Annotated in this window: 26 protein-coding genes; 23 read left to right on the top strand and 3 right to left on the bottom strand. The window is 50.7% G+C overall.

Annotated features, from left to right (window positions below; genetic code table 11):
• The first annotated feature begins 95 nt into the window (after nucleotides 1–95).
• The 22 genes from AC27IB_RS00875 (at nucleotide 96) to hypE (ending at nucleotide 21041) form a co-directional block, all read left to right on the top strand.
• The gene (locus tag AC27IB_RS00875; RefSeq protein WP_487118245.1) at nucleotides 96–1424 is read left to right on the top strand and encodes a sensor histidine kinase; all 1329 of its coding nucleotides are present in this window, start codon (nucleotides 96–98) and stop codon (nucleotides 1422–1424) included.
• Complete coding sequence (locus AC27IB_RS00870; protein ID WP_487118243.1) at nucleotides 1417–2412, top strand: NADH-quinone oxidoreductase subunit B family protein; 996 nt, start codon at nucleotides 1417–1419, stop codon at nucleotides 2410–2412. The genes AC27IB_RS00875 and AC27IB_RS00870 overlap by 8 nt, the downstream gene beginning before the upstream one ends.
• 32 nt (nucleotides 2413–2444) lie before the next feature.
• Nucleotides 2445–3896 carry a nickel-dependent hydrogenase large subunit gene (locus AC27IB_RS00865; protein WP_487118241.1) on the top strand — a complete coding sequence of 484 codons (1452 nt, stop codon included), beginning with the start codon at nucleotides 2445–2447 and terminating at the stop codon, nucleotides 3894–3896.
• Nucleotides 3896–6202, top strand: coding sequence for a carbamoyltransferase HypF (gene hypF / locus AC27IB_RS00860; RefSeq protein WP_487118239.1), 2307 nt, complete (start codon nucleotides 3896–3898; stop codon nucleotides 6200–6202). Before AC27IB_RS00865 ends, hypF begins: the two co-directional genes overlap by 1 nt.
• 343 nt (nucleotides 6203–6545) lie before the next feature.
• The gene (locus AC27IB_RS00855; RefSeq protein ID WP_020745478.1) at nucleotides 6546–7622 is read left to right on the top strand and encodes a hydrogenase small subunit; all 1077 of its coding nucleotides are present in this window, start codon (nucleotides 6546–6548) and stop codon (nucleotides 7620–7622) included.
• The gene (locus AC27IB_RS00850) at nucleotides 7622–9430 is read left to right on the top strand and encodes a nickel-dependent hydrogenase large subunit (RefSeq protein WP_487118236.1); all 1809 of its coding nucleotides are present in this window, start codon (nucleotides 7622–7624) and stop codon (nucleotides 9428–9430) included. Before AC27IB_RS00855 ends, AC27IB_RS00850 begins: the two co-directional genes overlap by 1 nt.
• A gap of 35 nt (nucleotides 9431–9465) precedes the next feature.
• Nucleotides 9466–10224, top strand: coding sequence for a Ni/Fe-hydrogenase, b-type cytochrome subunit (gene cybH / locus AC27IB_RS00845; protein ID WP_296050939.1), 759 nt, complete (start codon nucleotides 9466–9468; stop codon nucleotides 10222–10224).
• Between the two features lie 89 nt (nucleotides 10225–10313).
• A complete protein-coding gene (locus tag AC27IB_RS00840; protein ID WP_487118234.1) occupies nucleotides 10314–10622 on the top strand; it encodes a HigA family addiction module antitoxin in 309 nt (102 codons plus the stop codon).
• A gap of 196 nt (nucleotides 10623–10818) precedes the next feature.
• A complete protein-coding gene (locus AC27IB_RS00835; RefSeq protein WP_487118232.1) occupies nucleotides 10819–11448 on the top strand; it encodes a HyaD/HybD family hydrogenase maturation endopeptidase in 630 nt (209 codons plus the stop codon).
• The gene (locus AC27IB_RS00830) at nucleotides 11448–11756 is read left to right on the top strand and encodes a HypC/HybG/HupF family hydrogenase formation chaperone (RefSeq protein ID WP_487118230.1); all 309 of its coding nucleotides are present in this window, start codon (nucleotides 11448–11450) and stop codon (nucleotides 11754–11756) included. The genes AC27IB_RS00835 and AC27IB_RS00830 overlap by 1 nt, the downstream gene beginning before the upstream one ends.
• A gap of 19 nt (nucleotides 11757–11775) precedes the next feature.
• Entirely contained in the window at nucleotides 11776–12207 is a 432-nt protein-coding gene (locus tag AC27IB_RS00825) for a thioredoxin domain-containing protein (RefSeq protein ID WP_296050928.1), read from the top strand.
• 9 nt (nucleotides 12208–12216) lie between these two features.
• The gene (locus AC27IB_RS00820; protein WP_487118228.1) at nucleotides 12217–13080 is read left to right on the top strand and encodes a hydrogenase expression/formation protein; all 864 of its coding nucleotides are present in this window, start codon (nucleotides 12217–12219) and stop codon (nucleotides 13078–13080) included.
• A gap of 9 nt (nucleotides 13081–13089) precedes the next feature.
• Nucleotides 13090–13311, top strand: coding sequence for a rubredoxin (locus AC27IB_RS00815; protein ID WP_487118226.1), 222 nt, complete (start codon nucleotides 13090–13092; stop codon nucleotides 13309–13311).
• A 2-nt stretch (nucleotides 13312–13313) separates the two neighbouring features.
• Entirely contained in the window at nucleotides 13314–13886 is a 573-nt protein-coding gene (gene hybE / locus AC27IB_RS00810; RefSeq protein WP_296050921.1) for a [NiFe]-hydrogenase assembly chaperone HybE, read from the top strand.
• Nucleotides 13883–15031 (top strand): nickel-dependent hydrogenase large subunit, encoded by a 1149-nt coding sequence (locus tag AC27IB_RS00805; RefSeq protein WP_487118223.1) that lies wholly within the window; start codon nucleotides 13883–13885, stop codon nucleotides 15029–15031. The genes hybE and AC27IB_RS00805 overlap by 4 nt, the downstream gene beginning before the upstream one ends.
• A complete protein-coding gene (gene hypA, locus AC27IB_RS00800; RefSeq protein WP_296050895.1) occupies nucleotides 15024–15365 on the top strand; it encodes a hydrogenase maturation nickel metallochaperone HypA in 342 nt (113 codons plus the stop codon). The genes AC27IB_RS00805 and hypA overlap by 8 nt, the downstream gene beginning before the upstream one ends.
• 2 nt (nucleotides 15366–15367) lie before the next feature.
• A complete protein-coding gene (gene hypB, locus AC27IB_RS00795; RefSeq protein ID WP_487118221.1) occupies nucleotides 15368–16369 on the top strand; it encodes a hydrogenase nickel incorporation protein HypB in 1002 nt (333 codons plus the stop codon).
• Entirely contained in the window at nucleotides 16369–17844 is a 1476-nt protein-coding gene (locus AC27IB_RS00790) for a sigma-54-dependent transcriptional regulator (RefSeq protein ID WP_296050889.1), read from the top strand. Before hypB ends, AC27IB_RS00790 begins: the two co-directional genes overlap by 1 nt.
• Before the next feature lie 14 nt (nucleotides 17845–17858).
• On the top strand, nucleotides 17859–18140 hold the full coding sequence (locus AC27IB_RS00785; protein WP_296050887.1) for a HypC/HybG/HupF family hydrogenase formation chaperone: 282 nt from the start codon (nucleotides 17859–17861) through the stop codon (nucleotides 18138–18140).
• 5 nt (nucleotides 18141–18145) lie between these two features.
• Nucleotides 18146–18850: a D-sedoheptulose-7-phosphate isomerase gene (locus AC27IB_RS00780; protein WP_487118218.1), complete on the top strand. Its 705-nt coding sequence runs from the start codon at nucleotides 18146–18148 to the stop codon at nucleotides 18848–18850.
• Nucleotides 18850–19977 (top strand): hydrogenase formation protein HypD, encoded by a 1128-nt coding sequence (gene hypD, locus AC27IB_RS00775; protein ID WP_296050881.1) that lies wholly within the window; start codon nucleotides 18850–18852, stop codon nucleotides 19975–19977. The genes AC27IB_RS00780 and hypD overlap by 1 nt, the downstream gene beginning before the upstream one ends.
• Nucleotides 19978–19994: 17 nt before the next feature.
• Nucleotides 19995–21041 carry a hydrogenase expression/formation protein HypE gene (gene hypE, locus AC27IB_RS00770; RefSeq protein WP_487118215.1) on the top strand — a complete coding sequence of 349 codons (1047 nt, stop codon included), beginning with the start codon at nucleotides 19995–19997 and terminating at the stop codon, nucleotides 21039–21041.
• Between the two features lie 75 nt (nucleotides 21042–21116).
• Here hypE and AC27IB_RS00765 read toward each other — a convergent pair whose 3' ends face one another.
• On the bottom strand, nucleotides 21117–21698 hold the full coding sequence (locus AC27IB_RS00765) for a HupE/UreJ family protein (RefSeq protein ID WP_487118213.1): 582 nt from the start codon (nucleotides 21696–21698) through the stop codon (nucleotides 21117–21119).
• Nucleotides 21699–22000: 302 nt separating this feature from the next.
• A complete protein-coding gene (locus AC27IB_RS00760; protein WP_487118211.1) occupies nucleotides 22001–22420 on the bottom strand; it encodes a hypothetical protein in 420 nt (139 codons plus the stop codon).
• Between the two features lie 867 nt (nucleotides 22421–23287).
• Between AC27IB_RS00760 and fdhD the strand changes: the two genes are divergently transcribed.
• Nucleotides 23288–24094 (top strand): formate dehydrogenase accessory sulfurtransferase FdhD, encoded by an 807-nt coding sequence (fdhD, locus tag AC27IB_RS00755; protein ID WP_487118209.1) that lies wholly within the window; start codon nucleotides 23288–23290, stop codon nucleotides 24092–24094.
• On the opposite strand, the gene AC27IB_RS00750 is transcribed toward fdhD, so the two are convergent.
• Nucleotides 24091–26409: an FdhF/YdeP family oxidoreductase gene (locus AC27IB_RS00750; RefSeq protein WP_487118207.1), complete on the bottom strand. Its 2319-nt coding sequence runs from the start codon at nucleotides 26407–26409 to the stop codon at nucleotides 24091–24093. The genes fdhD and AC27IB_RS00750 overlap by 4 nt on opposite strands.
• Nucleotides 26410–26467: the final 58 nt, after the last annotated feature.

Below are 26467 nucleotides of genomic sequence, written 5' to 3'. Positions count from 1 at the left end.
CAGTGCCTTGCCTTTAGTCAAATTTTTAAATGCTGGTCTTGCGGGGTGAGTCCCGTCAGGTATAGTGCCTGTATTGATAATCATAATCTGCCGATATGACCGACTCCTTAGATTTTGATCCGGTTACCACCATTCAGAATGAAGATGCCTGGGTAAGTGTCATCCAGAAAATGGATGAGGCCTACGCCGATTTAGTGCACTCTCAGGTGGAAGTCGAAGAGAAAAACGTCGAACTGGAAGAGGCGAAAAGCTTTTCTGACAGCATCCAAAGTGCCATGAACGACGTGCTAATTGTCTGTGATAACGATGGCATTATCGAAGGCGTTAACCGGGCGCTCACCGAATTGGTAGGGGAGTCTGAATCGGCCCTCATCGGGCGCTCTATTCTTACTTTTATTGCGCCAGAACTGCATGACAAGGTTCAGGCTTTTCGCGATCGACTTCGAGTGCAATCCGTCAGGGATTACGAACTCGAGCTACAGGGTAAGTCGGGTAACGTGCCGCTATCGGTTAACTGCACTGCACGCCTAAATCACCGTGGTAAATCGGTGGGCATGGTGCTGGTGGGAAGACCGTTAGGTGAACTGCAACGTGCCTATAAAGAGCTCAATATTGCCCATGCGGAGTTACAACTTGCTCAACAACGGCTAATCCAGTCGGAAAAGATGGCCTCTCTGGGACGCCTGGTCGCAGGGGTTGCTCATGAACTCAATAACCCCATTAGCTTTGTGTATGGCAACATGCACGTATTGCGACGCTACACCGATAAACTCAGTACGTATTTTGATGCGGTTGCCAATGGCGAAAGCCGCGATACCCTGCGCGAAATGCGTGAAAACATGCGTCTTGAAAAAGCCATTAAAGATCTTAATTCGCTGGTAGATGGCACCATGGAAGGCGCGGATCGGGTGAAAGAAATCGTTAATGATTTACGTCAGTTCTCATCAGCTCAGGTTTCAGAGAAAGCGCCTTTTGACCTCAGTCACGCGGTGCACACGGCTTTGCACTGGATCATGAAAGAGTGTGATTACCCTGTAGAGGTTGTTGATAATATTCCAAGACCGCTGGAGGCTTACGGCCATGCCGGGCAAATTCATCAGGTGGTCGTTAACTTAATTGAGAATGCGGTGGATGCCATGGCGGCATCTGAGCGGCGTCGATTAACCATTAACGCTGGTGCCGATAAGGATGGGGTGTTGTTGACCATCAGCGATACCGGACCCGGCATCAGCGCAGAAGATGCGCCGCAAATCTTTGAACCCTTTTATACAACTAAGCCCGTAGGAATGGGGACAGGCTTAGGTTTATCAATTAGTTATGGTATTGTCTCGCAACATGATGGCGAGTTATCCATCGACAACCATACCGATGGCGGTGCTATCGCAAGTCTGTTTTTACCCAATCGGGAGTCTGCTGATGTTTAATCTGTTATGGCTGCAATCCGGCGGTTGCGGCGGCTGTTCCATGTCGTTGCTCAATGCTGAGTCTCCCGACGTGCTGTCCTTGTTTGAGAATGCCGGTATCAATTTATTGTGGCACCCCTCGTTAAGTGAAGCCTCCGGTGATGAGTGTATTGCCATGCTTGAGGGCATTCTGGCAGGGGATATTGCGCTGGATATTCTATGTATAGAAGGCTCTATGATGACCGGTCCGCTGGGCACCGGTAAGTTTCATATTATGGGCGGCACCGGCAAACCTATGATTGAATGGGTGAAGGATTTGGCTGATATAGCCCGCTATACCATTGCCGTTGGTAGTTGCGCAGCTTACGGTGGGATAACCGCTGCAGGCGCTAATGATACCGATGCCACAGGCCTGCAATTTGATGGTGAAGTGGCCGGCGGCCTGCTGGGACGGGAATTTACCTCACAAAGCGGCGATCAGGTGGTCAACATTGCCGGTTGTCCGGTGCACCCGGACTGGGTCACTGAAACCCTGATGAGTATTGCGTTAGGTGAACACAATGATGAGCAACTGGATAAATTCGGTCGGCCAAGGATGTACGCCGATCACCTGGTACACCATGGGTGTTCCCGCAACGAATTTTATGAGTATAAGGCGAGTGCCGTGGATATGGGCGATCGCGGTTGTATGATGGAGAATATGGGCTGCAAAGGCACCCAGGCCCATGCTGACTGTAATAGCCGTCCCTGGAACGGACAGGGTTCCTGTACCAACGGTGGTTACCCATGTATCAATTGCACTGCACCGGAATTTGAAGAGCCGGGACACAGCTTCTGTAAGACGCCTAAAATCGCCGGTATCCCGGTTGGGCTGCCAACGGACATGCCCAAGGCGTGGTTTGTGGCACTGGCACAACTGTCTAAAGCGGCCACGCCCGAGCGGTTAAAAAAGAATGCCATTGCTGAACAATTAATTTATCCGCCCACCATCCATAAACGTAAAGGCTGAATCATCAGCCTGTGCAGTAAAAGAGTATCAATATGAGCCGAATTGTTGCTGGCCCTTTTAATCGTGTGGAAGGGGATTTAGAGATCACCCTTGAAACCGGAGATCATCAGGTGCAAAGTGCTGAGGTTAACTCCCCGCTTTACCGCGGATTTGAGCGCATACTGCTTGGCCACAAGCCCATGGATGCGCTGGTTTATACGCCTCGAATTTGCGGAATATGCTCAGTAACTCAGTCGGTAGCCAGTGCCCGGGCGCTGGCCGATGCGATGGCGTTGACCATGCCGAAGAACGGCGAACTGTGTACCAATCTGGTGCTGGCCAGTGAGAACATCACCGATCTGATTACGCATTTCTATCTTTTCTTTATGCCGGATTTTGCCCGCGACAGCTATGCCGCATCCCCCTGGTTTGGTGATATTCAGGGCCGTTTTAAAGCCACTGCTGGTTCAGCCGCGGCGCAGATGTTACCGGCCAGGGCAGACTTTCTGCACCTGATGGGGCTCATGGCGGGTAAGTGGCCACATACGCTGAGTTTGCAACCGGGCGGCGTCGCTAAAGCCATCGAAGCGAAAGAACGAATGCGTTTACTGGCCATCGTTGCCAGCTTTAAGCGCTTTTTAGAAACCACGCTGTTTGGCGATAGCCTGGCCACCATCAGCCAGCTCAAAAGCGAAGCAGAGCTCTGGCAATGGTATCGTGAGAAACCCTGGCAGACCTCGGATTTTCGGCGTTTTTTACATGTTGCCGAAGTACAGCAGTTACATCTGCTGGGCAGGGCAACGGATCACTTCCTCAGTTTTGGTGCTTACGGTGGGGCCGATGCGCCAATGTGGGCTGCTGGTAGCTACCGTAACGGCCAAACCAGTGCGCTGGATATTGGCCTGATTGTCGAAGATCACTCCCATAGCTGGATGAGTGAGACCGACCATCCGCATCCGCCGGCGCAGGGAATTACTCAGCCAACACTCGACAATGAAGCGGGTTACAGCTGGTGTAAAGCCCCCCGGTTAGGTAATGAGGTGGTGGAAGTGGGCCCGCTTGCCCGACAGGCGGTCAATGGCCATCCACTGCTGCGAGACATGATCAGCCGCCATGGGGGCAACGTGTTAAGCCGTGTGGTAGCCAGACTTCTGGAAGTCGCCATAGTGGTGCCGCAAATGGAGCAGTGGATAAAGCAAATTGATCCGACAGCGCCGTTTTGTCATCACGGAGAAATGCCTGCCGAGGCCTCTGGTGTTGGCCTGGTGGAAGCGGCACGCGGAGCTCTGGGCCATTGGCTGGAAGTGAAAAACGGTAAAATCAGTAACTATCAGATCATCGCCCCGACCAGCTGGAATTTCTCGCCCCGGGATCAACAGGAACAGCCTGGTGCGCTGGAGCAGGCGGTGGTGGGCGCTCCGGTAATGAACGGAGAAAAAACGCCCATTTCGGTGCAACATATCGTGCGCTCTTTCGACCCCTGTATGGCCTGTACGGTGCATTAATGTCAGGCAGCAATGGAGTGCGCTTAAGGGTTAGCGGAATTGTGCAGGGCGTTGGCTTTCGGCCTTTTGTCTGGCGTCTGGCGACGGATCTGCAACTCACCGGACGGGTGTTTAACGATGCTAACGGGGTAACTATCGAACTTAACTGTGGTGAGCCGACGGCCCTTGAGTTCGTTGATCTGATGGCGCAGCAACTGCCGCCTCTGGCCCGAATAGATGCGACGCATCTGGAAGCGACAAACTTACCCCCATTTACCACGTTTGAAATCGATGTATCACAATCGGGTACGGTGACAACCGGGTGCGCGCCGGATGCGGCGACATGTCCCGACTGTCTTGCAGAGTTTAACGAGGCTGGCGATCGCCGGTTCGGCTATCCTTTTATCAATTGCACCAATTGCGGCCCGCGGCTGAGTATCATCCGTAAAATCCCCTACGATCGGGCCGCCACCACAATGGCGAATTTTACCCTCTGTGTGGCCTGTCAGGAGGAATATGAAAACCCCGCTGATCGTCGCTTTCATGCCCAGCCGAATGCTTGTCCTGATTGTGGCCCGCACTGTTGGTTGGAAGCCCCTGACGGCAGCAAGGTAGCCACCGAAACGCCTTTTCAGTTAATCCGTGACGCTTTACGGCAAGGGCTGATTGTTGCGGTAAAAGGCATTGGTGGTGTTCACCTGGCCTGTGATGCAACTAATGACGAAGCGGTTAAGCGTTTACGTGAACGAAAACAGCGGCCCCACAAAGCGCTGGCTCTGATGGCTAAAAGTATTGGCGCAGTCAGGGACTTCGCCACGGTTACCGAACAGGACGAAGCCCTGTTAACCCATCCGGCTGCGCCTGTGGTGTTGCTTTCACGTGCAGCAAACTGTTCCAATCAGCAACGGATTGCAGCTTCTGTTGCGCCGGATAATGCCAGGATAGGTGTCATGTTGCCTTACTCGCCGGTCCATCACTTGTTGATGGCAGCGCTGGATTTTCCGTTGGTGATGACCAGCGGCAATCGCTCCGGCGAGCCTCAGGCTATCACTAATGAGGCGGCCCGTGACCAGTTAAACAATATCGCCGACCTGCAGTTATTACATAACCGGCCGATTCACAGTCGTCTGGATGACTCGGTGGTGGTGGCTGGCGACGCCGGCTCTCAGGTTCTGCGCCGGGCTCGCGGGTATGCTCCAACCAGTATGCCGCTACCAGAAGGGTTTACCGCTGGCCAACCGCTTATTGCATTAGGCGGCCAGTTAAAGAGCACCTTATGTCTGGTAAAAGAGAATCGGGCTGTTGTTACCCAGCATCTCGGTGATTTGCATGACGCCAGTACCTTCGATGAGTATTTACACACCCTTAAGCTCTATCGGGGCTTATACGATAATGCTGCCACACATTATGTGTGCGACCTGCATCCGGAATACCTTTCAACCAAACAGGGGGTGAGCCTGGAAGAGCAGGGAAATAGCCTGACCCGGGTACAACACCATCATGCCCATATTGCTGCCTGTCTGGGTGATAATCAGTATCCATTGAGCGGTGATGCGGTGCTGGGTATTTGTCTGGATGGAACCGGGTATGGTAGCGACCATACGCTGTGGGGGGGAGAGTTTTTATATGGCGGGTATGCTGCGATGAGTCGGGTAGCTTCGCTTGCACCGGTGCCATTGATCGGCGGCGCTCAGGCTATCAAAGCCCCCTGGCGTTCGCTTTATGCTCAGCTAAGACAAAGTTTCAGTGCTGAGCAAGTGGCTCAGATGACGAATATATGCCCGCAGTTTGCCGATCCTATGTGTAAGAGTTTCGAAAAAATGCTGGCGATGCAAATCAACTGTCCGATGACCAGTTCAGCCGGCCGCTTGTTTGATGCCATGGCTGTAGTCCTTGGCTGTGCACCTGTGCAAATTACTTACGAAGGGCAGGCCGCCATAAGCCTGGAAACACTGGCTCTGACCTGCCAGGAAGCAGTGGAGCCATATCCGCTTGAGATTAAAGATAATCAACTGATACCTGCGAGTATGTGGCAACAGGTCGTAGCTGATGTCAGAGAGGGGCGCTGCAAAGCCGCCATGGCGCTGGCCTTTCATAAAGGGCTGGTCACTGCATTGACCCGGATGACGGTGCTGTTGGGTCGCTCATACCGTTTTAATACTGTGGTTTTATCTGGCGGAGTAATGCAAAATCTACTGCTTTCTGAGCCGCTTAACAAAGCATTGTTGGTGGCCGGTTTTGAGGTGCTGAGGCATCAGCAACTGCCTGCTAATGATGGCGGAATAGCCTTTGGGCAGGCTTTAGTTGCACTGGCAAAATCAGACTGAAATTCAACCTCATTCAAGTTTACCTCCAACCTGTGAAAACCATTTTCCGATGGTCCGGAAAGCCCGTTAACACAGTGTAAACAGACTTTCCGCTTTCTACCCCCAGTGGTAAGTAGACTTCACTTTCAATCCTTCGGTAAACACCTATATTATTGATATTATTTGTATTTTGCACTTGGTCTGTTGTTTGCATTTAAGCTTTGGTGTACTAACAAAACATCACGCTGTGTCATTAAAAAAATAATAGCTGAACGCAACTTACATCAGAACTAAAACCAAGACCAATTGGCCGTGCAAATTTGAGGTAAGTGTAACTTCAGCGGTATCACTGCCGGAGGACCGAATGTCCCAATTAGAGACCTTTTACGAAGTCATGCGGCGACAGGGAATTACCCGTCGCAGTTTCCTGAAGTATTGTAGCCTGACTGCTGCGGCATTAGGCCTTGGCCCCGCGTTTGCACCGCGTATTGCCAATGCTATGGAAACCAAGGAACGTACCCCCGTGCTGTGGCTGCACGGACTGGAATGTACCTGTTGCTCTGAATCCTTTATCCGCTCTGCTCACCCCCTGGTGAAAGATGTGGTGTTGTCGATGATCTCACTGGATTACGACGATACGTTAATGGCGTCAGCAGGCCATCAGGCCGAAGCGATCCTTGAAGAGACCATGCAGAAGTACAAGGGTAAGTACATCCTTGCTGTAGAAGGTAATCCGCCACTGAATGAAGACGGTATGTTCTGTATTGTTGGTGGTAAGCCATTCCTTGACCAGCTCAAGCACGCCGCTAAAGACGCGGCGGCCATTATTGCCTGGGGCTCATGTGCTTCCTGGGGCTGTGTGCAGGCCGCTCGACCTAATCCTACACAGGCTGTGCCGATCCACAAAGTGATTAAAGACAAACCGATTATTAAGGTACCAGGTTGCCCGCCGATTGCGGAAGTTATGACCGGCGTAATTACGTACATGCTGACCTTCGGTAAAGTGCCGGAACTGGACCGTCAGGGACGTCCGAAAATGTTCTACAGTCAGCGTATTCACGATAAATGCTACCGTCGTCCGCATTTCGATGCCGGCCAGTTTGTTGAGCAATGGGATGACGAAGGCGCGCGCAAAGGCTACTGCCTGTACAAAGTAGGTTGTAAAGGGCCAACCACTTATAACGCCTGTTCAACGGTGCGCTGGAATGAAGGCACGTCCTTCCCGATTCAGGCCGGCCACGGTTGTATTGGTTGTTCAGAAGATGGGTTCTGGGACAAGGGCTCCTTCTATGACCGTCTGACTGACATTAACCAGTTCGGTATCGAATCGAACGCTGATGAAGTAGGCACCGCCGTTGCGGGTGGTGTCGGTGCAGCAATTGCTGCCCATGCTGCCGTGAGTGCGGTAAAACGCGCGCAGCATAAGGGAGAACAAGAATAATGAACACGCCGTTAAATTCTAAATTACTCGACAGTTCAGGCCGCCGTATTGTGGTGGACCCGGTGACCCGTATTGAAGGTCACATGCGCTGCGAAGTGAACGTTGACGATAATAATATTATCCGCAATGCGGTTTCCACCGGTACCATGTGGCGCGGACTGGAAGTGATTTTAAAAGGCCGTGACCCGCGTGATGCCTGGGCCTTTGTTGAACGTATTTGTGGGGTGTGTACCGGCTGTCACGCACTCACCAGTGTGCGCGCCGTAGAGGATGCGCTGGGCATTGAGATCCCTTTGAATGCCCACCTTATCCGTCATCTGATGGACAAAACCCTGAATATCCACGATCACGTGGTGCATTTTTATCACCTGCATGCGCTGGACTGGGTGAACCCGGTTAACGCATTAAAAGCTGATCCGAAAGCTACCTCTGCCCTACAGCAGAAAATATCGTCGTCACATCCATTATCCAGCCCGGGTTATTTCCGCGACGTGCAAACCCGCATAAAGAAGTTTATCGAAAGCGGTCAGTTAGGTTTATTTGCTAATGGTTATTGGAGTAATCCGGCCTACAAATTACCACCGGAAGCCGATTTGATGGCGGTAGCGCATTATCTTGAAGCGCTCGATATGCAAAAAGAAATCGTCAAAATTCACACTATTTTTGGCGGGAAGAACCCGCACCCTAACTTTATGGTTGGCGGTGTACCCTGTGCGATTAATCTGGACGGTACCGGCTCATCCGGCGCGCCGGTGAATATGACCAGCCTGAACTTTGTGCTGGAACGTATTCGTGAAGCAGAAGCCTTTATTAAGAACGTGTACATCCCTGATGTCATAGCCATTGCTACCTTGTATAAAGACTGGTTGTATGGCGGCGGTCTGTCTGCGACAAACGTACTGAGCTATGGTACTCATACGGTGGTGCCCGGTGATAAATCTACTGATTTGATCCCGGCCGGTGCCATTATTAACGGCAACTGGGATGAAGTGCATCCGGTTGATGTGCGTAACCCGGATGAAATTCAGGAGTTTGTCGATCACAGCTGGTATCAGTACGCCAACGGCGCTAAAGGACTGCATCCCTGGGACGGTGAAACGGAAGCAAAATTTGAACTGGGGCCAAACTTTAAGGGCACCAAAACCAATATCAAAGAACTCGATGAAAGCGCCAAATACAGCTGGATTAAATCACCACGCTGGAAAGGGCATGCGATGGAAGTTGGCCCACTGTCGCGTTATATCGTGGCGTATGCTTCTGGCAAAGAGTACGTACAGGATCAGGTTGACCGGTCACTGTCGGCGTTTAATCAGGCCACTGGCATGGACCTTGGCTTAAAGCAATTCCTGCCATCTACCCTGGGCCGCACACTGGCACGGGCATTGGATTCAGAACTGTGTGTAGATTCTATGCTGGACGACTGGCATCAGCTGGTGAACAACATTAAAAACGGTGATTCCTCTACCGCCAATGTGGAAAAATGGGATCCTAAAACCTGGCCTAAAGAAGCCAAAGGGGTTGGAATCAACGAAGCCCCGCGCGGTGCACTGGGTCACTGGATTAAAATTAAAGACGGTAAAATTGAAAACTACCAGGCGGTGGTACCAACCACCTGGAACGGTTCTCCTCGTGATTCAGAAGGCAATATCGGGGCTTTTGAAGCGTCATTGCTTAATACGCCCATGGAGCGCCCAGATGAACCGGTTGAAATCCTGCGAACTTTACACAGCTTTGACCCGTGTCTGGCCTGTTCCACACACGTAATGAGTGAAGACGGTCAGGAACTGACTAAAGTGAAAATTCGTTAAGAGAGCACCCTGGTGCTCTCGCTGGAGACTCAATTATGTCTACGTCAGTGAAAAGCAAAGCTGTTGAAAGAAGTCAGCTTACGGATAACCATCATCATGGCGACGAAAAGGTTATTACCCGTCGCCAAACGGCGGTATACGTTTACGAAGCACCGGTGCGGTTATGGCACTGGATAACCGTGTTTTCCATTATCACGCTTTGCGTGACGGGCTATTTTATCGGCCAGCCATTACCCACCTTACCGGGTGAAGCGAGCGATAATTTTCTGATGGGCTACATTCGCTTTGCGCATTTTGCCGCCGCTTATGTGGTGACCATTGGCTTTATAGGCCGTTTGTACTGGGCGCTGGTGGGTAATCATCATTCCCGAGAACTGTTCTTCCCCAAGTTTTTTGTTAAAGCCTGGTGGAAAGAAGTCCTGCATGAAGTGCGCTGGTATCTGTTTATGGAAAAAACGCCGAAAAAGTACATCGGCCATAATCCGTTGGCGCAACTTGGCATGTTCTTTTTCTTTATCCTCGGCATGATCTTTATGATCTTCACCGGCTTTGCCCTTTACAGCGAAGGTGCCGGGCAGGGCAGCTGGCAGGATACATTATTCGGCTGGGTGATCCCGCTATTTGGTCAGAGTCAGGATGTACACACCTGGCACCGCCTGGGCATGTGGTATCTGATCACTTTTATAATGATCCATGTTTATGTGGCCATTCGTGAAGACATCATGTCACGCCAAAGCTTGATCTCCACCATGATCAGTGGCTGGCGTATGTTTAAGGATGACAAGCCCGACTAAGGCTCCTCAGAGGGATGCAGGCATTTGTTGACCCCGCCTGCGTCCCTTTTTCTTTTAACCTGTTTTGTTAATTTTGCCTGAGCAACCGGATGACCGCCTTCAACCTCACTGTTAGCAGCCACTGCTTAAGTCGTCGTAAGCCTGAGCATCCCGGCCGTTTTCTGCAACGCTGTTATCTGCAACCGCTGAATATCAGCCAGTCTGAGTTAGCCCGCGTGCTAGGCATATCCCGACGACGTGTACACGAAATTATCAAAGGTCAACGCGCCATTTCAGCCGACAGTGCCATCAGACTCGCCCATTACTTCCAGACTACCCCAATGTTTTGGCTTGAAAAACAACAGCTTTGGGAGTTGTACGACGCCAGTCGCCGATTCACAAAAGAGACTGGTAAGTAACTTTCCATTTAGTGGTTAGTTTTGTTATATCTATTTCCTTCTTTTAATTGTGGTTACTTGTAACGCCCCCCGTGACACCGCGCCATACGGCGATTCCTGATTTTTTAAGAAGTTGGCATGCTACTTGTTATATGTAAATGAAATGTAATTAGCGCAAGCGCCAAATAATCTCAGTTTTATGGCAGTGCAAAATCATATGAATCAAAAGCAAATACTTATTTTAGGCATTGGCAACGTTTTATGGGCCGATGAGGGGTTTGGCGTTCGCTGTGTTGAATTGTTAAACCAGCACTACGCGTTTGATGAGAACGTCAGGATCATGGATGGCGGTACTCAGGGAATTTATCTGGTCCAGCATGTCCAGGAAGCCGATGTGCTGGTGGTGTTTGACGCCATCGACTACGGACTGGCACCGGGCACATTAAAAACTATTTATAACGATGAAGTGCCAAAATTCATGGGCGCTAAGCAAATTAGCCTGCATCAGACTGGTTTTCAGGAAGTTCTGGCCATGGCTGAATTCACTGGTAATTATCCTGCTGATCTGTTGCTGGTTGGGTGTCAGCCGGTGGAACTGGAAGACTTTGGTGGCAGTTTACGTGACGAGGTCAAAGCTCAGGTTCAACCCGCCATCGACATTGCGCTGGAATACCTTCAGCAGTTTGGTGTCACTGTGCAGCGTAGCAACGGTCGTACGCAGGCGTTGGCGCCCGGCCAGTTAAACCTGAGTGATTATGAACAGGGCAGGCCCGACGAAGAAGCGGCCTGCCGCACCGGCGATAGCCGGGTGATTGGTGCGCCTGCTGCTTCGGGAAGTAGCAAGTAATGTGTATTGGATTACCGTTTCAGGTTATTCAGACTGAACGCCACAAGGCGTATTGTCAGCGCGGTGTCGAACATCGCTGGATAGATACTTCTTTGGTTGGCGAAGTGGCACCGGGAGACTGGTTGTTGGTGTTTTTAGATGCCGCCCGGGAAGTACTGACCGCGGCCAGGGCACAACAGGTAGAAGAAGCTGTGAGTGCCATTGAACGGGTAATGGCCGGCCAAAGTGTGGATCTGGACGATTGCTTCAAAGATTTGGTCGAGCGTGAACCCCAGTTACCTGACCATTTAAAACCGCTTTTAAAATAATACAAGATAAGAGAACGCTATGAATTCACCGCTGATCAATCGCCTTATCGATGAGTTAGGGTATCCCTTACTCGACGATGATAACTTTGAGCATTTTATTGAACAAACGCCAATAAGCGTGCTGTTTTTAACCGAAGATCCTAAGCGCTTCCCGGAGAGTCTGGATGTGGCTGTGATCCTCCCGGAGCTGATCAAACAGTTTCCTCAGCTTACCCCGGCGGTGGTATCTCAGGACATTCAAACCGCCTGTCGTGGTCGTTACAATTTTATGGCCTGGCCGGCGCTGGTATTTCTCAAACACGGTCAGTATCTCGATGCGATAACCAAAGTGCAAAACTGGGATGACTACGTGCACCAAATCAATCGAATTTTAACGCTAACACCCCGCCCAGACCCGGGGATAGGGATACCGGTTGTATTTAACCCGGTAAGTAAAAGTTGCGGGCAATAGGAGAAGCTCATGCGTGATAACAGTATTAATGTTGTAAATGTATCTATCGGCCCGGGTAGTCAGTCTGAAGGCGATATGGTGCTTGATTACATGAAAATGCCGTCGGAAATGAATACCTACGACGTTCCGTCATTTCCGGAAGAAAGCGAACTTGAACGCTGTCCGCAGGCCATGGCGATTCTGGCTGATATACAGCTTATGCTGGGCCAGATTAATGAACAGGGTCAGAGCAGCATTTTAACGCTGACTGCGTTACCGGAAGAGGATCTGAAACTGCTTAATCAAATTCTTGGCGAAGGTGAGGTCAGTGTGCTTATTGATGGTGATAAGCCAATCCGCATTCAGGAAACTGTGATGGCAGGTATCTGGCGTTTACGGACCTTCGATGAGCAGGGCAACGTGACGGCTGAAGCGATTGAGGTAGCCGAGATACCCGAGTGCGTAAAAGACCATGCATTTGCCACCAAAGTAGATTTGCCATCGCGTATTGCCGCATTGCCTGAAGGCCTGCTGAATGCCCCTTCAGTGCTAGTGGAGATAGCGGATACTTCAGCGGATTATCAGCGTGAACCTGGCATCGCCTCACACGTGATTAATCTGTCGTTGCTGCCATTTTCACCGGAGGATCATTACTGCCTGACCGAAACCACCGGAACCGGTTGCGTTACCATTTTGTCCCGGGGCTACGGCAATTGCCGAATTACCTCCACTCAGGTGGATGGTTTGTGGCGTGTGCAGTATTACAACAGTACCGATCAGCTCATTCTGGACACACTCGAAATAGTTGCTATTCCGGCGGTTGCCTGCGCGGCCCCGGAAGACCTGGCCGATTCGGCCGTGCGACTGGCTGAAATTCGCGACGCGTTGGTATAGGACCGGATTATGAGTTTTCAGGGGTTTGAAGGCAGCTATTTAGGCGACGCCAGCCGAATTGATAAACAGGCCAAACTGGAATGTAAGATTTGCTGGTATGTTTACGACCCGGCAGCCGGTGATGAAGTCTGGCAAATTCCCCCGGGCACGGCGTTTGTAGAGTTACCCGATCACTGGCGGTGTCCTGAATGTGACGGCGACCGCGACCAGTTTATGGTGATAGAGGACTAATAATGTCAAATGGTGCAGCAGTCTTAGCTTTCTACCGGTCGGCGGCCCGCAACATGGCAGGCCTGCCGGTCTATAATCACAAGCTTGAAGTCGATGCGACCACCTTTTTGCCCTGGCAAGACAACTGGCTGGGTATTATTGTGACGCCCTGGTGTATGAACATTGTGATACTCCCGGGCGAATTATCGCGTCATAACAGGCAGCAGGTGGGCGCAAAGTTTTATCAGGCGCTGCCATCCGGCCGGTATGAGTTTATTCGTGCTTATGCCGAAGACTGTGGCGATTTTGCCTCTTGCTCAGTATTTTCTCCGATGTTCGAATTTCCCTCCCAGATCATCGCGATGCAAACCGCTCAGGAAGTACTGACAGCCTTGTTCGATGAGCAAAATGTCAGCCCTACAGAGCGTCACCAAAGTTTTGTTGCACATCGTGAGATGCGAGAAGCTGCCCAGCCTGAGCAGGTTGATAACGAGGCCGATGGTGAGCGGGAAGCGCCGGCAAATGATTCTGCAGAGGTGAGTCGCCGGGCATTCTTAACCGGCAGCTTTGCCGGTCGGGAGGACAGCAGGCCATGAATATAACTGCTGAACTGGCTGCCAGTAAACACGTTAGTGGTGCGACAAAGCCTTCGCTTACCGGCGGAATTAAGGTGAGTGTCTGTTATAACCGGGATCATATTAAAGCCGTTGAGATTACTAACACTCGTCCGTTTGCGGTAACCCGTTTGTTTGCAGGTAAGCCCGTTGAACGTGTGCTGGCGATGATGCCATCGCTCTTCTATATTTGCGGAATGGGGCAGTTAATTGCGGCTCTCAGGGCCGTAGAGAGTGCCTCTGGTATGACTGAATCACTGGCAACCAGACAAGCCCGGGATACCTTATTATTTGCCGAGTCTTTAAGAGAGCAGGTATTCAGTTGGGTGACAAACTGGGCACCACAGCATAAATCCAGAATGAGCCATGTGGTTGACTGGTTTAATCAGTGCCGAAAACAGCTTGGCTGGAGTTTAACCCTGGCCCATACCTCGTTAGGTGAGGCTAGCAAACGGGTAGAGATTGAACCACTGGCCCGCCAGTTAGAAGGGGTTATCCAGCCATTGTTACCGGCCCATCAAGGGTTTGCACCCTTGCCGGTAATGGGGGTGTCTGAAGCGGTATGCCAACTGCTGAAAGAATGCGGTGAATATCCGTTAGGTCTGGCCGCAAAAACGTTAAACTTCGGCGACCAGCAACAGTGTATTGCTGTCCTTTCGGCGCTGGATGGTGCTAATGCTGAACAATTTTGCCACCAGCCTTCGGTAAGCGGAGTGCCTGCTGAAACAGGTTGTTGGGCGCGCCAGAATATGGCAGCCAGTGGATTTGTTATTGAAAGTCGGCTGCGCTCGCTTTACCGTGAAATCACTACTGCCCCGGCGCGGCTCAGGGCGCTGGCAAAGTTTACCGAGGGTTCCTCGTCTGAAAATATCGGCATACGTGGCTGCTCGATAGTAGAGACCGCCCGGGGCTCGTTGCTACACAAAGTGACGCTGGATGAGAAAAACCGCGTGGAGCGGTATCAGATTATCGCACCAACCGAATGGAATTTTCATCCGCAGGGCAGTCTGAAAACGAAGCTGGAAGGATTATATTTACCCTGGGAACAGGTGACTCCCGTGGCGGAAACATTGATAAAACTGCTCGATCCCTGTGTGGACTGGCAGTTGGAGTTAGTTCATGCATGAAATGTCGATTGCAGAGGGGATCCTGCAGGTATTGGAAGAACAGGCGGTCAGCCAGTCTTTTGATAAAGTGAAGGCGGTGTGGGTTGAGATTGGCCCGCTCGCGACCATTGAAGCCGACGCGCTAACGTTTTGTTTCGATGCAGTAATAAGAGGAAGTCTGGCTGAGGGCGCCAGCCTGCATATTATCAAAATGCCGGGAAAAGCTTTCTGTTTGCAGTGTCTGGATACCGTCCCGGTCACGCAACGTTATGACAGTTGCCCTGTTTGTGGCAGTTATCATTTGCAGATAACGCAGGGTGAAGAAATGAGAATAAAAGAATTAGAGGTGGCATAAACATGTGTACGGTTTGCGGTTGTTCAGAAGGTGAAGTGCGGATAGAAGGACAAGAAGATCACGCCTACGGGCATAGTCACGGGCATTCCCATGACCACTCCCATGGGCATCACCATCATCACGAGCATGATCATCATCATGGCGACCATCATGGAGAACATAGTCACGGGCATTCACATTCTCACTCGCACAGTCATGATGACCAGCATGATCACAGCGGTATCGAAAGTGATGGTGATAACATTCATTTTGGTAAAGGGCCTGCACACGCTCATGTAGCGGGTCTTAGCCAAAGCCGAATGGTGCAAATAGAGCAGGATATTCTGGGCAAGAATAACCAGTATGCCGCGCAAAACCGGGTAAGGTTTGAGCAGCAATCCCTGTTTGTTCTGAATCTGGTTTCGAGCCCCGGTTCAGGTAAAACCACGTTACTCACCGAAACGCTGAATCATATAAAAGACCGCTACACGGTAGGGGTAATTGAAGGGGACCAGCAGACGGCCAACGATGCCGACCGCATTCGCGAAACCGGCGTTCAGGCGATTCAGATTAATACCGGCAAAGGCTGTCACCTGGATGCGCATATGGTGGGCCATGCGATGGAAAACTTCACAGGCTTGAATGGCGGCGTGCTGTTTATAGAAAATGTCGGGAATCTGGTGTGCCCGGCATCATTTGATTTGGGTGAGGCGGCGAAGGTGTCGATTTTATCAGTCACCGAAGGAGAAGATAAACCGCTTAAATATCCGGATATGTTTCATGCATCTGAACTTATGATCCTCAACAAAACAGACCTGTTACCCTACCTGGATTTTGATGTGGACAAATGCATGGAATACGCCAGAAGAGTCAACCCGGATATTCACATAATTCAGCTTTCAGCCAAGAGTGGTGAGGGCATGCAGGAATGGCTTGAATGGATCAACGCCAAACGGGCGGCAATCATTGAATCGCGGATTAACCTCCTACAGCAACAGATAGAGCAGTTTAAGGCAATTTTATAATGACCACATCTCAACGTCCCATAGTGTTATGCGTTGATGATGAAGTCCGTTCGCTGGAAACCCTTGAGCGTACATTGGATGAAGAATTTGACGTATTAACGGCTAACAGTGCCGATCTGGCGCTGGAATTACTGGCAAGCCATGACGTACAGGTAATCCTGTGCGATCAGAGAATGCCTGACCGCACCGGTGTAGAGCTGTTAACCGAAGTTCGTGAACGCTGGCCGCAGGTTGCCCGCTTGATTCTGTCTGGTTATACCGATTCAGAAGATATTATCAAAGGGCTCAATGAAGCCGGTATTTTGCAGTACATCACCAAACCCTGGCATCCTGAAAGTCTGTTGATGATCATTCGCAGTGCTTGTCGTATGTGTGCTCTACAAAGTGAAAATGCGCTGCTGAATATGGAGATGCGTCTTACCGAAGAACAGGCTGAGACACAGGTACATGAGAAAAAAGTGCATCTGCGTAACAGTTTTCAGCTGGAAGAAATAAAACGACATGCCCAAAGTCCGCTGAACAAAGTGTGTGACCAGGTAAGTAAAATCGCTCCTTATGACGTATCGGTATTAATTACCGGTCCGTCCGGCGCAGGTAAAGAATTATTTGCCCGTGCGCTGCATTACAACAGTTTGCGTGCAGACCGTCCTTTTGTGGTGGAAAACTGCGGCGCGATGCCGGATGAACTGCTGGCATCTGAACTCTTTGGTCACAAAAAAGGCTCGTTTACCGGAGCAATTACCGACCACGTTGGTTTATTTGAACAGGCCGATGGCGGCACTATTTTTCTCGATGAAATCGGCGAGATTAGCCCTGCATTTCAGGTCAAGCTTTTGCGGGTTCTGCAGGAAAGGGAGATTCGTCGCCTTGGAGAACAGCAACGCCGCAAGGTGAATGTCAGGGTAGTCGCATCAACCAACCGTGATTTGGAAGAAGAGGTCCGGGCCGGACGTTTCCGTCAGGATCTGTATTTTCGCCTCGCCGAAGTTACCCTGGAGTTGCCGGCGTTATCCCGCCGTACCATAGATATTCCGGTCCTGGCGAACAGCTTTTTACAAACCGCTATGCACCAGTTCGACAAGCCGGTGAAGGGCTTTAGCGAAGAAGCCATTGCCTGCATGAAACGCTACAGCTGGCCAGGGAATGTGCGCGAACTTCAGAATGAAGTGCGCCGTATGCTGGTAATGTGCGAGGGCGAATGGCTGACTGCCGACTTGTTGAACGCGCGGGTACTCAGAGCCGCACCGGGAGGTGAGGATGAAGATATCGACGTGTTCGCCGGGCTGGAAGGTACGCTCAAAGAAAAGGTCGAACTGCTGGAAAAACGTATTCTGCGCGAAACGCTGATCCGCCATCGCTGGAATAAAAGCAGTGCCTCACTGGAACTGGGTCTGTCCCGGGTAGGCTTACGCTCCAAACTGGAGCGCTACGAGCTTGAGAAATCAGGCGATTCAGAAACCAGTAAACAGCATTAAGCGGAGTAGCAGTTATGTGTTTAGGGATCCCAGGCCAGATTATCGCTATCAGCGACGAGGCAATACAAACCGGTATTGTGCAAGTATCAGGCGTTAAGCGTGAGGCAAACCTGAGTTGTGTGGTACCACCCGACGGCAACCTGCAATCATTAATTGGCAGTTGGGCTTTGGTGCACGTGGGGTTTGCCATGAGCATTATCGACGAGGAAGAGGCCAGGCGTACGCTGGAAATTCTCGCCGAAATAGGTGAATTGCAGGAAGAGCTCGATGCGATGCAGCACGGTGCTCAGGGATAATTGCAATGAGCAAGCCTATCGACAACCAGTCGGTTTTATCTGCTCTGTATCCCTTTACCGGCCACCCAACCGCCGATAAACCCGCAGACAAAGACGAGCTGGAAAGGGCCCTGTTGGCGTCTGTACAGGCCAAAGCTAGCGACAGTATTTTTGTAAAGCAGGCTTTTTTTGCCAGGCACAGCGAAACATTGCTGGCGGCGGCAAAGCGCATTGCAACGACTTACGCACAGCAGGGCAAACTGCTTACGGCAGGCAATGGTGGCTCAAGTTGCGATGCGGCACATCTCGCGGTGGAGTTTATGCATCCGGTTACGACCGGGCGCAGAGCGTTGCCAGCAATAAACTTGTCGCAGGATACCGCGATGATGACGGCGGTGAGCAACGATGTGGGTACCGAACATGTATTAACCCGCCAGTTATCAGCTTTGGCCAATGCCGGAGATACGCTGGTGGTCTTTTCAACCAGTGGTAATTCGGCCAATTTGATTGAGGCCAGTAAAAAAGCCCGCGCGATGGCGCTGAGTGTCATTGCCTTTACCGGTCAAACCGGCGGAGAGCTGCAGCGACAACAGCTAACCGATGTTTGTATTACCGTACCCAGCGACAGTATTCACCGCATTCAGGAGTGCCACCTGGCCTGTTATCACATTTTATGGGATCTGGTACACAGCCTGCTGGCTGACAGCCGGTTGTCTCAGGAGAAGAAATAATGAAGTTTGTTGATGAGTTTCGCGATCCGGATATGGCCAGGCGTGTGCTTGAGCGTATTCATGCTGTAGTAGAGGAAATTCCCACTACCGCCCAACGACCGTTACAAATAATGGAAGTGTGCGGGGGCCATACGCACTCCATTTTTCGCTACGGACTGGAAGAATTATTACCCGATAAGATTGAAATGGTGCATGGTCCTGGCTGCCCGGTTTGTGTGCTGCCGATGGGAAGAGTAGACGACTGCGTTGCCATTGCTGAACAACCTGATGTGATATTTACCACGTTTGGTGACGCCATGCGTGTGCCAGGCTCGAAGAAAAGCCTGCAGCAAGCAAACTCCGATGGTTGTGATGTACGCATGGTGTATTCGCCCATGGATGCATTGGATATTGCGCGGAAAAACCCAACTAAAAATGTGGTGTTCTTTGGCCTGGGCTTTGAAACCACCATGCCAAGCACCGCATTAACGCTACTGCAGGCGGATAGGGAAGGCATCACAAACTTCTCGCTGTTCTGCAACCACATCACAATCATTCCTACCATCAAAGCGATTCTGGACTCACCGGATATGGTGATTGATGGTTTCCTTGGTCCTGGCCATGTGTCGATGGTTATTGGTAAAGCGCCTTATGAGTTTATCGCCAGCCATTATAAACGCCCGCTGGTGATTGCCGGTTTTGAACCGCTGGATATCCTGCAGTCGATGCTGATGGTCGTTGAGCAAATCCGTGATGGCCGCGCTCAGGTGGAAAACCAGTACAAACGAATTGTACCAGAGCAGGGCAATAGTAATGCGCTTAATGCCGTTGGCGAAGTGTTTGAGTTACGCGAATTTTTTGAGTGGCGGGGCCTGGGCTCAATCGATCACTCAGGCGTTCGCATTCGGGAAAAGTATGCCCGCTTCGATGCCGAACGTTTATTTGCTGTGGAACCAGCCCACGTAGCGGATCCCAAAGCCTGTCAGTGTGGGGAAGTACTTAAAGGCGTACTGAAACCCTGGGAATGCAAATTATTTGGCGAGCAGTGTAATCCGGAAACACCTATTGGCGCGCTAATGGTGTCTACCGAGGGCGCCTGTTCAGCCTACTACAGCTACGGCAAAATTGATGTAAGACAAGCCGTATAACCGACCGAGTAAGCAGTATGAATAAACCTAAACGGACCCTGCGGGCCAAAACCATTACTATGGCTCACGGCGCAGGCGGAAAAGCTATGCGTGACCTTATTGAAGATGTTTTTGTGGGCACTTTTGCTAATCCGAATCTGGAGCAACTGGAAGATCAGGCGCGCTTTGAACTGGCTGACCTAATGCAAAGCGGTACGCAACTGGCCTTTACCACCGATTCTTACGTAGTAGACCCGGTTGAATTCCCGGGCGGCGATATTGGCTCGCTGGCAGTGAACGGTACAGTTAATGATATTGCCGTGTCTGGCGCGATCCCGAAGTATTTGTCCTGCGGCATGATATTAGAAGAGGGGCTCGACGTTGAGCTTCTGCGGCGTGTGGTGGCGTCTATGAAAGCCGCCGCAGATAAGGCCGGAGTGACCATCGTTACCGGCGATACCAAAGTAGTGCCTAAAGGCAAAGGCGATAAAATTTTTATCAATACCAGTGGCATTGGGATTATTCCTGAAGGCGTCGATATTTCAGCGTCTAACTGCCGGACAGGCGATAAAATTATTGTGAATGGCCTGATAGGCGATCACGGTGCCGCTATTCTCAATGCCCGGGGCGATTTGGCGCTCGATGTTGCATTGGAAACCGACTGCCAGGCGTTAAATGATTTGGTGCAAACCATGTTGAGAGCTTGCCCGAATATCCATGCTATTCGTGATGCTTCGCGGGGGGGCGTGGCCACTGTGTTGTGTGAATTTGCCGAGTCGTCTGAAGTGAGCATTCGTTTGCAGGAAGAACAGATCCCGGTAAGAGATACCGTGCGCGGTGTCTGCGAGATCCTGGGGCTCGATGCACTGTACTTTGCTAATGAAGGTAAACTTGTTGCTGCGGTTCCGGCCGATAAAGCTGAGGCGGTGCTTGCGGCGATGCGCAATCACCCGGCCGGGAAAGAATCAGCCATTATTGGTGAAGTTATTGAGTCGAATTATAACCGGGTGCTGGTGAAAACTCACTTTGGCGGAGAGCGTATTCTGGATATGCTGGTGGGTGAGCAATTGCCGCGGATTTGCTAGTGATTAATTGCTAAAAAGAGATCGGGCATAGTGCCCGATCTCCGCCCATGGCATTCAATAGTTGGTGTGGGTCACCTAAATTGAAAACAACGATACTCCCATCATTGCAATTACCAGCCCAATGAATCTGTTCGCTGAAGGGATGCTGCGCGAGACCAGTTTCGACACAGCAAAGCCCGTCATTACCAGTGTGGCGCTGGTAATGAGGAAACCTGAAGCAAACAGAAAAGGGACGGAGCCGGCGGTCTCGAGACCATGGGCAAAACCGTGAAACATCGCAAAACAAGCTGCCAGGCTAACCGCCAGCCCCTGAGTTACGTTCTTACGAGTGGCTATCAGTAAGCCGGTGATAATGGATGTCATTACAATACCGGTCTCCATAAAGGAGAAGCTAAACCCTGCTAATCCCAGCGAAAAACCGCCAATCAATAAAGCAAAGAAGGCCGCCAGCATGGCACGGCTTTGTTTACCGGCAAAGCCTGAAGCCCAGTAGCCCATTGCTACCATGGCTATCAGGTGATCAATACCCATCATAGGATGTGACAGACCGGCAAAAAAAGCGTTTTGAACCGTTTCGTGACCAGTATGGGCTAACGCCGGTGCTGCGGTAGCCAGCGTTAATAGCAGGCCGCTGGATATTTTTTGTGTACGTGTCATGTATTTACCTTACTGCGAAATCGAACAGTTATTAGAGTATTGTCGCTGGCTTAAGCGCCTGACGAAAACTTTATTGTATTGACTACTGTTTTAGCATTTCTAAGATTTGCAAAACGGGTGCCAAACTAAAATTTAACGTTTAAATTTAAGTAAGTCTATGAAAAATAATATTATTATGGTTTTTTTAAGGTTGGCATGAGGCTTCGTAACTGGTAACTTGCTTGCCACTTATCAAGCAATTTGCAACGTCCTGTGCTGAGCGTAAAGGTCAGAAACTGTTCATCCCTTAGCTGCACAAGCCGTTAATGGATGAAGGTGATATCACCGAGTTCTGCCTGTAGATAGTGCTTAAACTCTGCGACTTTGCTGGCGGGAAAAACAAAGCCTGGCGGGTTTCCTGGCGTTGTTGGATTATAAGGTAAGGAAAAGTAGCAATGTTCCCTGATGGTCTCTAACGCTACCCTGGTGACTTTATGGATGGGGATAGATGCAGAGCCAAACTGAATATGACCATTGTTAAACGTTACATAGTTTACCGGGTCCTTTACCGTGGTGTCTGGCATGGATTTACACCACTTCACTATCCAAAACAGGTTAAAAACACCAAGCATCAACAGCAGATTTACTTCCTGCCTCACAATCCAGAGTATCAAACCAAAACAGAGAGCGGCCAATGCACCATTCACTAGTGTTTTTTTGTCGACGGGTTTGGATAATGTCATTGATAAAGTCCGTTTTAACAAATGCTTGTTGCTTAATTTGGGCCTAGGCTGGCAGGAGCACGGCGCCCGGCTATACTTATATCGTATTGTAGCCAGGCTAAACAAACATTTTTTCTATCATTACTGCATGTTGCGTCTGCCGTTATTCCTAGGCTGTTAACCGATGATTGGTTCTTAGCCAAAAGGATAAGACAATTCCCCTAACTCATTGTACGAAATATCTTACAAATCTGTGAGATATTGTCAGTTTAAGGCTATATGTAAACACCCTTAAAATAACTTAAGTTTATGATTTTTAGAGGTTAAGTTCATTTGAGAGGGTGAGTGTCTTTGCATTTGTTGTAAGAAATTAGCATCACGGCATTAGTATTCCGCCTCCAGAGGCGTACTATGAACGTGTCACAAGGAAACACGACGAGTCAGGAAGACACAAGGAAGCACTTAGGATTGCTCAGGATGAGTAAGACAGGGTAAGGAACTCTGTTTAAGGAAGCAGGACAGGTCGGGAAGGCCGAATAGGGACAATTCCAGGACGGAAAATACTGTAGCAGGATGTACAGTTACAATGGATAAACGGAAAGGGATCTGTTCAGGAAGAACAGCTCGCACAGGATGAGGCGAGAAAAGAAGGAAAGGGGCGTATACGGATTTTAATCGGGAAGATTTTAGTCGCAAGGGAGCGCTGAGAAGGAAGCTCAAAATTCAGAGAAAACGATGACTTCGGTCATCGTTTTTTTATGTCTGCTGAAAATCTCATGATAATCAAAGCGGGTTTGCCAGCCTTCATAAAATGCATAAAATCCGGTGTCTAACCCTGCCAGGTTATACTATCATCCCTCTTAAATTTAACAGATATGTACCGTGACCATGGCAGACCGAGCAAAGACAGCTGAAGTGTATCGCTACCAGACCGTAAGCGCGGAGAAACTGGAAGAAGAAAGTACGCTGCCAACCGAATGTGCCCTGGCTATTAGCTATAACGACATTAGTTATGCGGTGATGATGGTAAGCCCTGATGACGTGCAGGACTTTGTTGTAGGGTTCAGCCTGACTCAGGGCATAATTGATTCGCCGGGCCAATTTCGAAGCATCAGTGTCACGTTTGATGGCGAGCAGGGGGTTGCTGATGTGCAGCTCAGTCCCCGGGCTCAATGGCAATTAAAGTCTTATCAACGCCGCCTGGCTGGCAGTTCGGGTTGCGGTATCTGCGGTACAGATGCGCTGAAATCAGCGTTACCTGAACTTTCCAAATTACCTGATGCGCCCTTGCCTGAAGTGTGTGCCTTCACCAACCTGCGCCATCGCATTCGAGAATACCAGCAGGCACTCTATTCAGGTGGCGCCCAACACGCTGCATTTTTTGTGACTAACGAGGGTGGCATAACGATGTGCCGAGAAGATATTGGCCGTCACAACGCCATGGACAAACTCATTGGCGCGCTGGCTTTAACCAGCACTGAGTTAAATAATGGTTTTATGGTGCTGACCAGTCGGTGTGGACTGGAATTGGTGCAAAAGGCAATACGCATTGGTCTGCCAACGCTGGTGACTTTGTCTGCGCCCACCTCCATGGCAGTGGAGTGGGCTAAACGTTATCAGCTTAACCTGATCCACTTACCCCATCACAGCGCACCACGGGTGTACCATAGCTCAACAGCGAGCGGTGCGGTTTAGCCCTGAGTAATCGGGATACGATTATCAGCCTGCGCTTTTGTCAGTTTAATGGCAATGTATTTTGAGGTAGGGGTAAAGGAACCGTCTCCATAGCTTTCCAGTGGGACCAGCCCGTTTGCTTCCGGAAAATACGCGGCGGCCTGGCCTGGTGGAATATCATAAGCCACCAGAGTGAACCCGTTTACGCGGCGCTCTCTGCCATCATGCCAGAGTGAAACCATGTCTACCTTGTCGCCATCACTAAAGCCCAGTCGGGCAATGTCGCCGGCGTTAACAAACACGACATAGCGCTGGCCAAATACCCCTCTGTAGCGATCATCAAGACCGTACACCGTAGTATTATACTGATCGTGTGAGCGCAATGTCTGCAGAATAAGGTCGGGGGTTACTCCTTCGGGCAATTGTGCTGAGAGCAGCTCGCCGGGCAAGGAATTAGCTGCAAATCCCGCTTTTTGATCCGGGGTTTTCCAGGTTCTGGAGGCGGCCGGATTCGGTAAGTGGAACCCGCCAGGTTTCGATAATTTCACGTTAAAGTCTGTGAAGCCGGGGATCGTGTCGGCAATCAAATCGCGAATGCGACTGTAGTCGTTGATCAGTGCATCCCAATCCACCGGGTGATTGCCCAAAGTGGCCCGGGCAATACCTGCAACAATAGCCGGCTCTGATCGCAACAGTGCTGAGCCTGGCGGTAACTGACCATAGGAAATATGAACCATTGAAAAGGTGTCTTCTACGGTAACGCCCTGGGGTTGACCATCCTGAATATCGGCTTCGGTGCGGCCAAGGCAGGGGAGGATCAGCGCCGCCTTACCGGTGATCAGGTGAGAACGATTGAGTTTAGTACTAACATGAACCGTGAGGTCACATTGTTTCAGGGCCGCGTGAGTTCGTGGTGTATCCGGTGTGGCCTGCGCAAAGTTGCCGCCCATACCAATAAAGACCCTGGCATTTCCTTTTTCCATCGCCTGAATCGCCTGCACCACATTGTGGCCGGGTTCGCGAGGTACTGTGAAATTAAACCGTTCTTCAAGAGCTTCGAGTAACCAGAGTGGCGGCTTCTCATCGATACCCATGGTTCGGTCACCCTGCACATTACTGTGACCACGGACTGGTGAAAGCCCTGCGCCGGGTTTGCCAACATTGCCGCGCAGCAATTGCACATTAATAATTTCCTGAATGATGGCAACGGAATGCTTGTGCTGCGTGATCCCCATGGCCCAGCACATAATGACCCGCTCTGCGCGGCAATACATACTGGCTGCCAGGTAAATATCCTCTTTACTGAGGCCCGACTGCTCAATAATATCCTGCCACGAAGTGGCATCTACTGATGCCAGATAGTCATCAACGCCATGAGTATGCCGGGTAATAAAATCGTGATCAAAAATGGCCGGGCGCTTATTCGCCTTGGCTTCTCTTTCCCATTCCAATAAGCATTTGGCAATGCCACGCATTACGGCCATGTCGCCGCCTAAGGCCGGCCGGAAATACGCGGTATTCGTTGGAGCGTCACCGTTGGTGAGCATTTCCAGCGGGTGTTGCGGATGTTGAAAACGTTCCAGCCCTCGCTCTTTTAAGGGGTTAAAGCAGACTACCTGGGCTCCACGCTCTACAGCTTCCCTTAACGGTTCCAGCATACGGGGGTGATTCGTCCCCGGGTTCTGGCCAAGCACAAATATCGCATCGGCTTTGGCGAAATCGTTGAACACCACGGTGCCTTTGCCTACGCCCACCGACTGTTTCATGGCATTCCCACTGGCTTCATGACACATGTTTGAGCAGTCCGGAAAATTATTAGTACCAAAAGCACGCACAAAAAGCTGGTAAAGGTAAGCGGCTTCGTTACTGGTGCGCCCGGAGGTGTAGAATTCTGCCTGATTAGGACTGTCCAGTTGGTTGAGATGACTGGCAATGAGAGCAAACGCATCGTCCCAACTGATTTCTGTATATTTATCCGTGGCCGGATCGTATTGCATAGGGTGGGATAAACGGCCCTGGTCTTCGAGCCAGTAATCACTGTGTTCCAGGAGTTTGGACACCGTGTAGCGGTTAAAAAAGTCGGGCCCTACCTGGCGGCCAGAGGATTCCCAGTTAACTGCCTTCGCGCCGTTCTCGCAAAATTTGACCAGGCCATTTTCCGGCGATTCTCCCCACGCACAACCGGGGCAGTCAAAGCCGTGATCCTGATTGGTTTTGAGCATGGCCCGCAGATTCTTGAGGGGCTTTTCACTGGCAATCCAGCTCTTGGTAACACTTTTTAAGGCACCCCAGCCACCGGCAGGCGCAGTATATCGTTGAACAGATTTATCAGCCATAGCACTTCCTGTTCCTGCCTGGTTCAGGGTCCGGCAGTGTTATTGTGTTCTTTAGCGC

It is taken from the genome of Alteromonas sp. 4NH20-0104 (assembly GCF_057547795.1).
The sequence above is the reverse complement of the archived record's forward strand: the minus strand, read 5'-3'. Positions and strand labels throughout refer to the sequence as shown.

Coding starts and splice junctions, on each gene's coding strand:
- AC27IB_RS00875 (WP_487118245.1), top strand. CDS start 96: ATGACCGACTCCTTAGATTTTGATCCGGTTACCACCATTCAGAATGAA.
- AC27IB_RS00870 (WP_487118243.1), top strand. CDS start 1,417: ATGTTTAATCTGTTATGGCTGCAATCCGGCGGTTGCGGCGGCTGTTCC.
- AC27IB_RS00865 (WP_487118241.1), top strand. CDS start 2,445: ATGAGCCGAATTGTTGCTGGCCCTTTTAATCGTGTGGAAGGGGATTTA.
- hypF (WP_487118239.1), top strand. CDS start 3,896: ATGTCAGGCAGCAATGGAGTGCGCTTAAGGGTTAGCGGAATTGTGCAG.
- AC27IB_RS00855 (WP_020745478.1), top strand. CDS start 6,546: ATGTCCCAATTAGAGACCTTTTACGAAGTCATGCGGCGACAGGGAATT.
- AC27IB_RS00850 (WP_487118236.1), top strand. CDS start 7,622: ATGAACACGCCGTTAAATTCTAAATTACTCGACAGTTCAGGCCGCCGT.
- cybH (WP_296050939.1), top strand. CDS start 9,466: ATGTCTACGTCAGTGAAAAGCAAAGCTGTTGAAAGAAGTCAGCTTACG.
- AC27IB_RS00840 (WP_487118234.1), top strand. CDS start 10,314: ATGACCGCCTTCAACCTCACTGTTAGCAGCCACTGCTTAAGTCGTCGT.
- AC27IB_RS00835 (WP_487118232.1), top strand. CDS start 10,819: ATGAATCAAAAGCAAATACTTATTTTAGGCATTGGCAACGTTTTATGG.
- AC27IB_RS00830 (WP_487118230.1), top strand. CDS start 11,448: ATGTGTATTGGATTACCGTTTCAGGTTATTCAGACTGAACGCCACAAG.
- AC27IB_RS00825 (WP_296050928.1), top strand. CDS start 11,776: ATGAATTCACCGCTGATCAATCGCCTTATCGATGAGTTAGGGTATCCC.
- AC27IB_RS00820 (WP_487118228.1), top strand. CDS start 12,217: ATGCGTGATAACAGTATTAATGTTGTAAATGTATCTATCGGCCCGGGT.
- AC27IB_RS00815 (WP_487118226.1), top strand. CDS start 13,090: ATGAGTTTTCAGGGGTTTGAAGGCAGCTATTTAGGCGACGCCAGCCGA.
- hybE (WP_296050921.1), top strand. CDS start 13,314: ATGTCAAATGGTGCAGCAGTCTTAGCTTTCTACCGGTCGGCGGCCCGC.
- AC27IB_RS00805 (WP_487118223.1), top strand. CDS start 13,883: ATGAATATAACTGCTGAACTGGCTGCCAGTAAACACGTTAGTGGTGCG.
- hypA (WP_296050895.1), top strand. CDS start 15,024: ATGCATGAAATGTCGATTGCAGAGGGGATCCTGCAGGTATTGGAAGAA.
- hypB (WP_487118221.1), top strand. CDS start 15,368: ATGTGTACGGTTTGCGGTTGTTCAGAAGGTGAAGTGCGGATAGAAGGA.
- AC27IB_RS00790 (WP_296050889.1), top strand. CDS start 16,369: ATGACCACATCTCAACGTCCCATAGTGTTATGCGTTGATGATGAAGTC.
- AC27IB_RS00785 (WP_296050887.1), top strand. CDS start 17,859: ATGTGTTTAGGGATCCCAGGCCAGATTATCGCTATCAGCGACGAGGCA.
- AC27IB_RS00780 (WP_487118218.1), top strand. CDS start 18,146: ATGAGCAAGCCTATCGACAACCAGTCGGTTTTATCTGCTCTGTATCCC.
- hypD (WP_296050881.1), top strand. CDS start 18,850: ATGAAGTTTGTTGATGAGTTTCGCGATCCGGATATGGCCAGGCGTGTG.
- hypE (WP_487118215.1), top strand. CDS start 19,995: ATGAATAAACCTAAACGGACCCTGCGGGCCAAAACCATTACTATGGCT.
- AC27IB_RS00765 (WP_487118213.1), bottom strand. CDS start 21,698: ATGACACGTACACAAAAAATATCCAGCGGCCTGCTATTAACGCTGGCT.
- AC27IB_RS00760 (WP_487118211.1), bottom strand. CDS start 22,420: ATGACATTATCCAAACCCGTCGACAAAAAAACACTAGTGAATGGTGCA.
- fdhD (WP_487118209.1), top strand. CDS start 23,288: ATGGCAGACCGAGCAAAGACAGCTGAAGTGTATCGCTACCAGACCGTA.
- AC27IB_RS00750 (WP_487118207.1), bottom strand. CDS start 26,409: ATGGCTGATAAATCTGTTCAACGATATACTGCGCCTGCCGGTGGCTGG.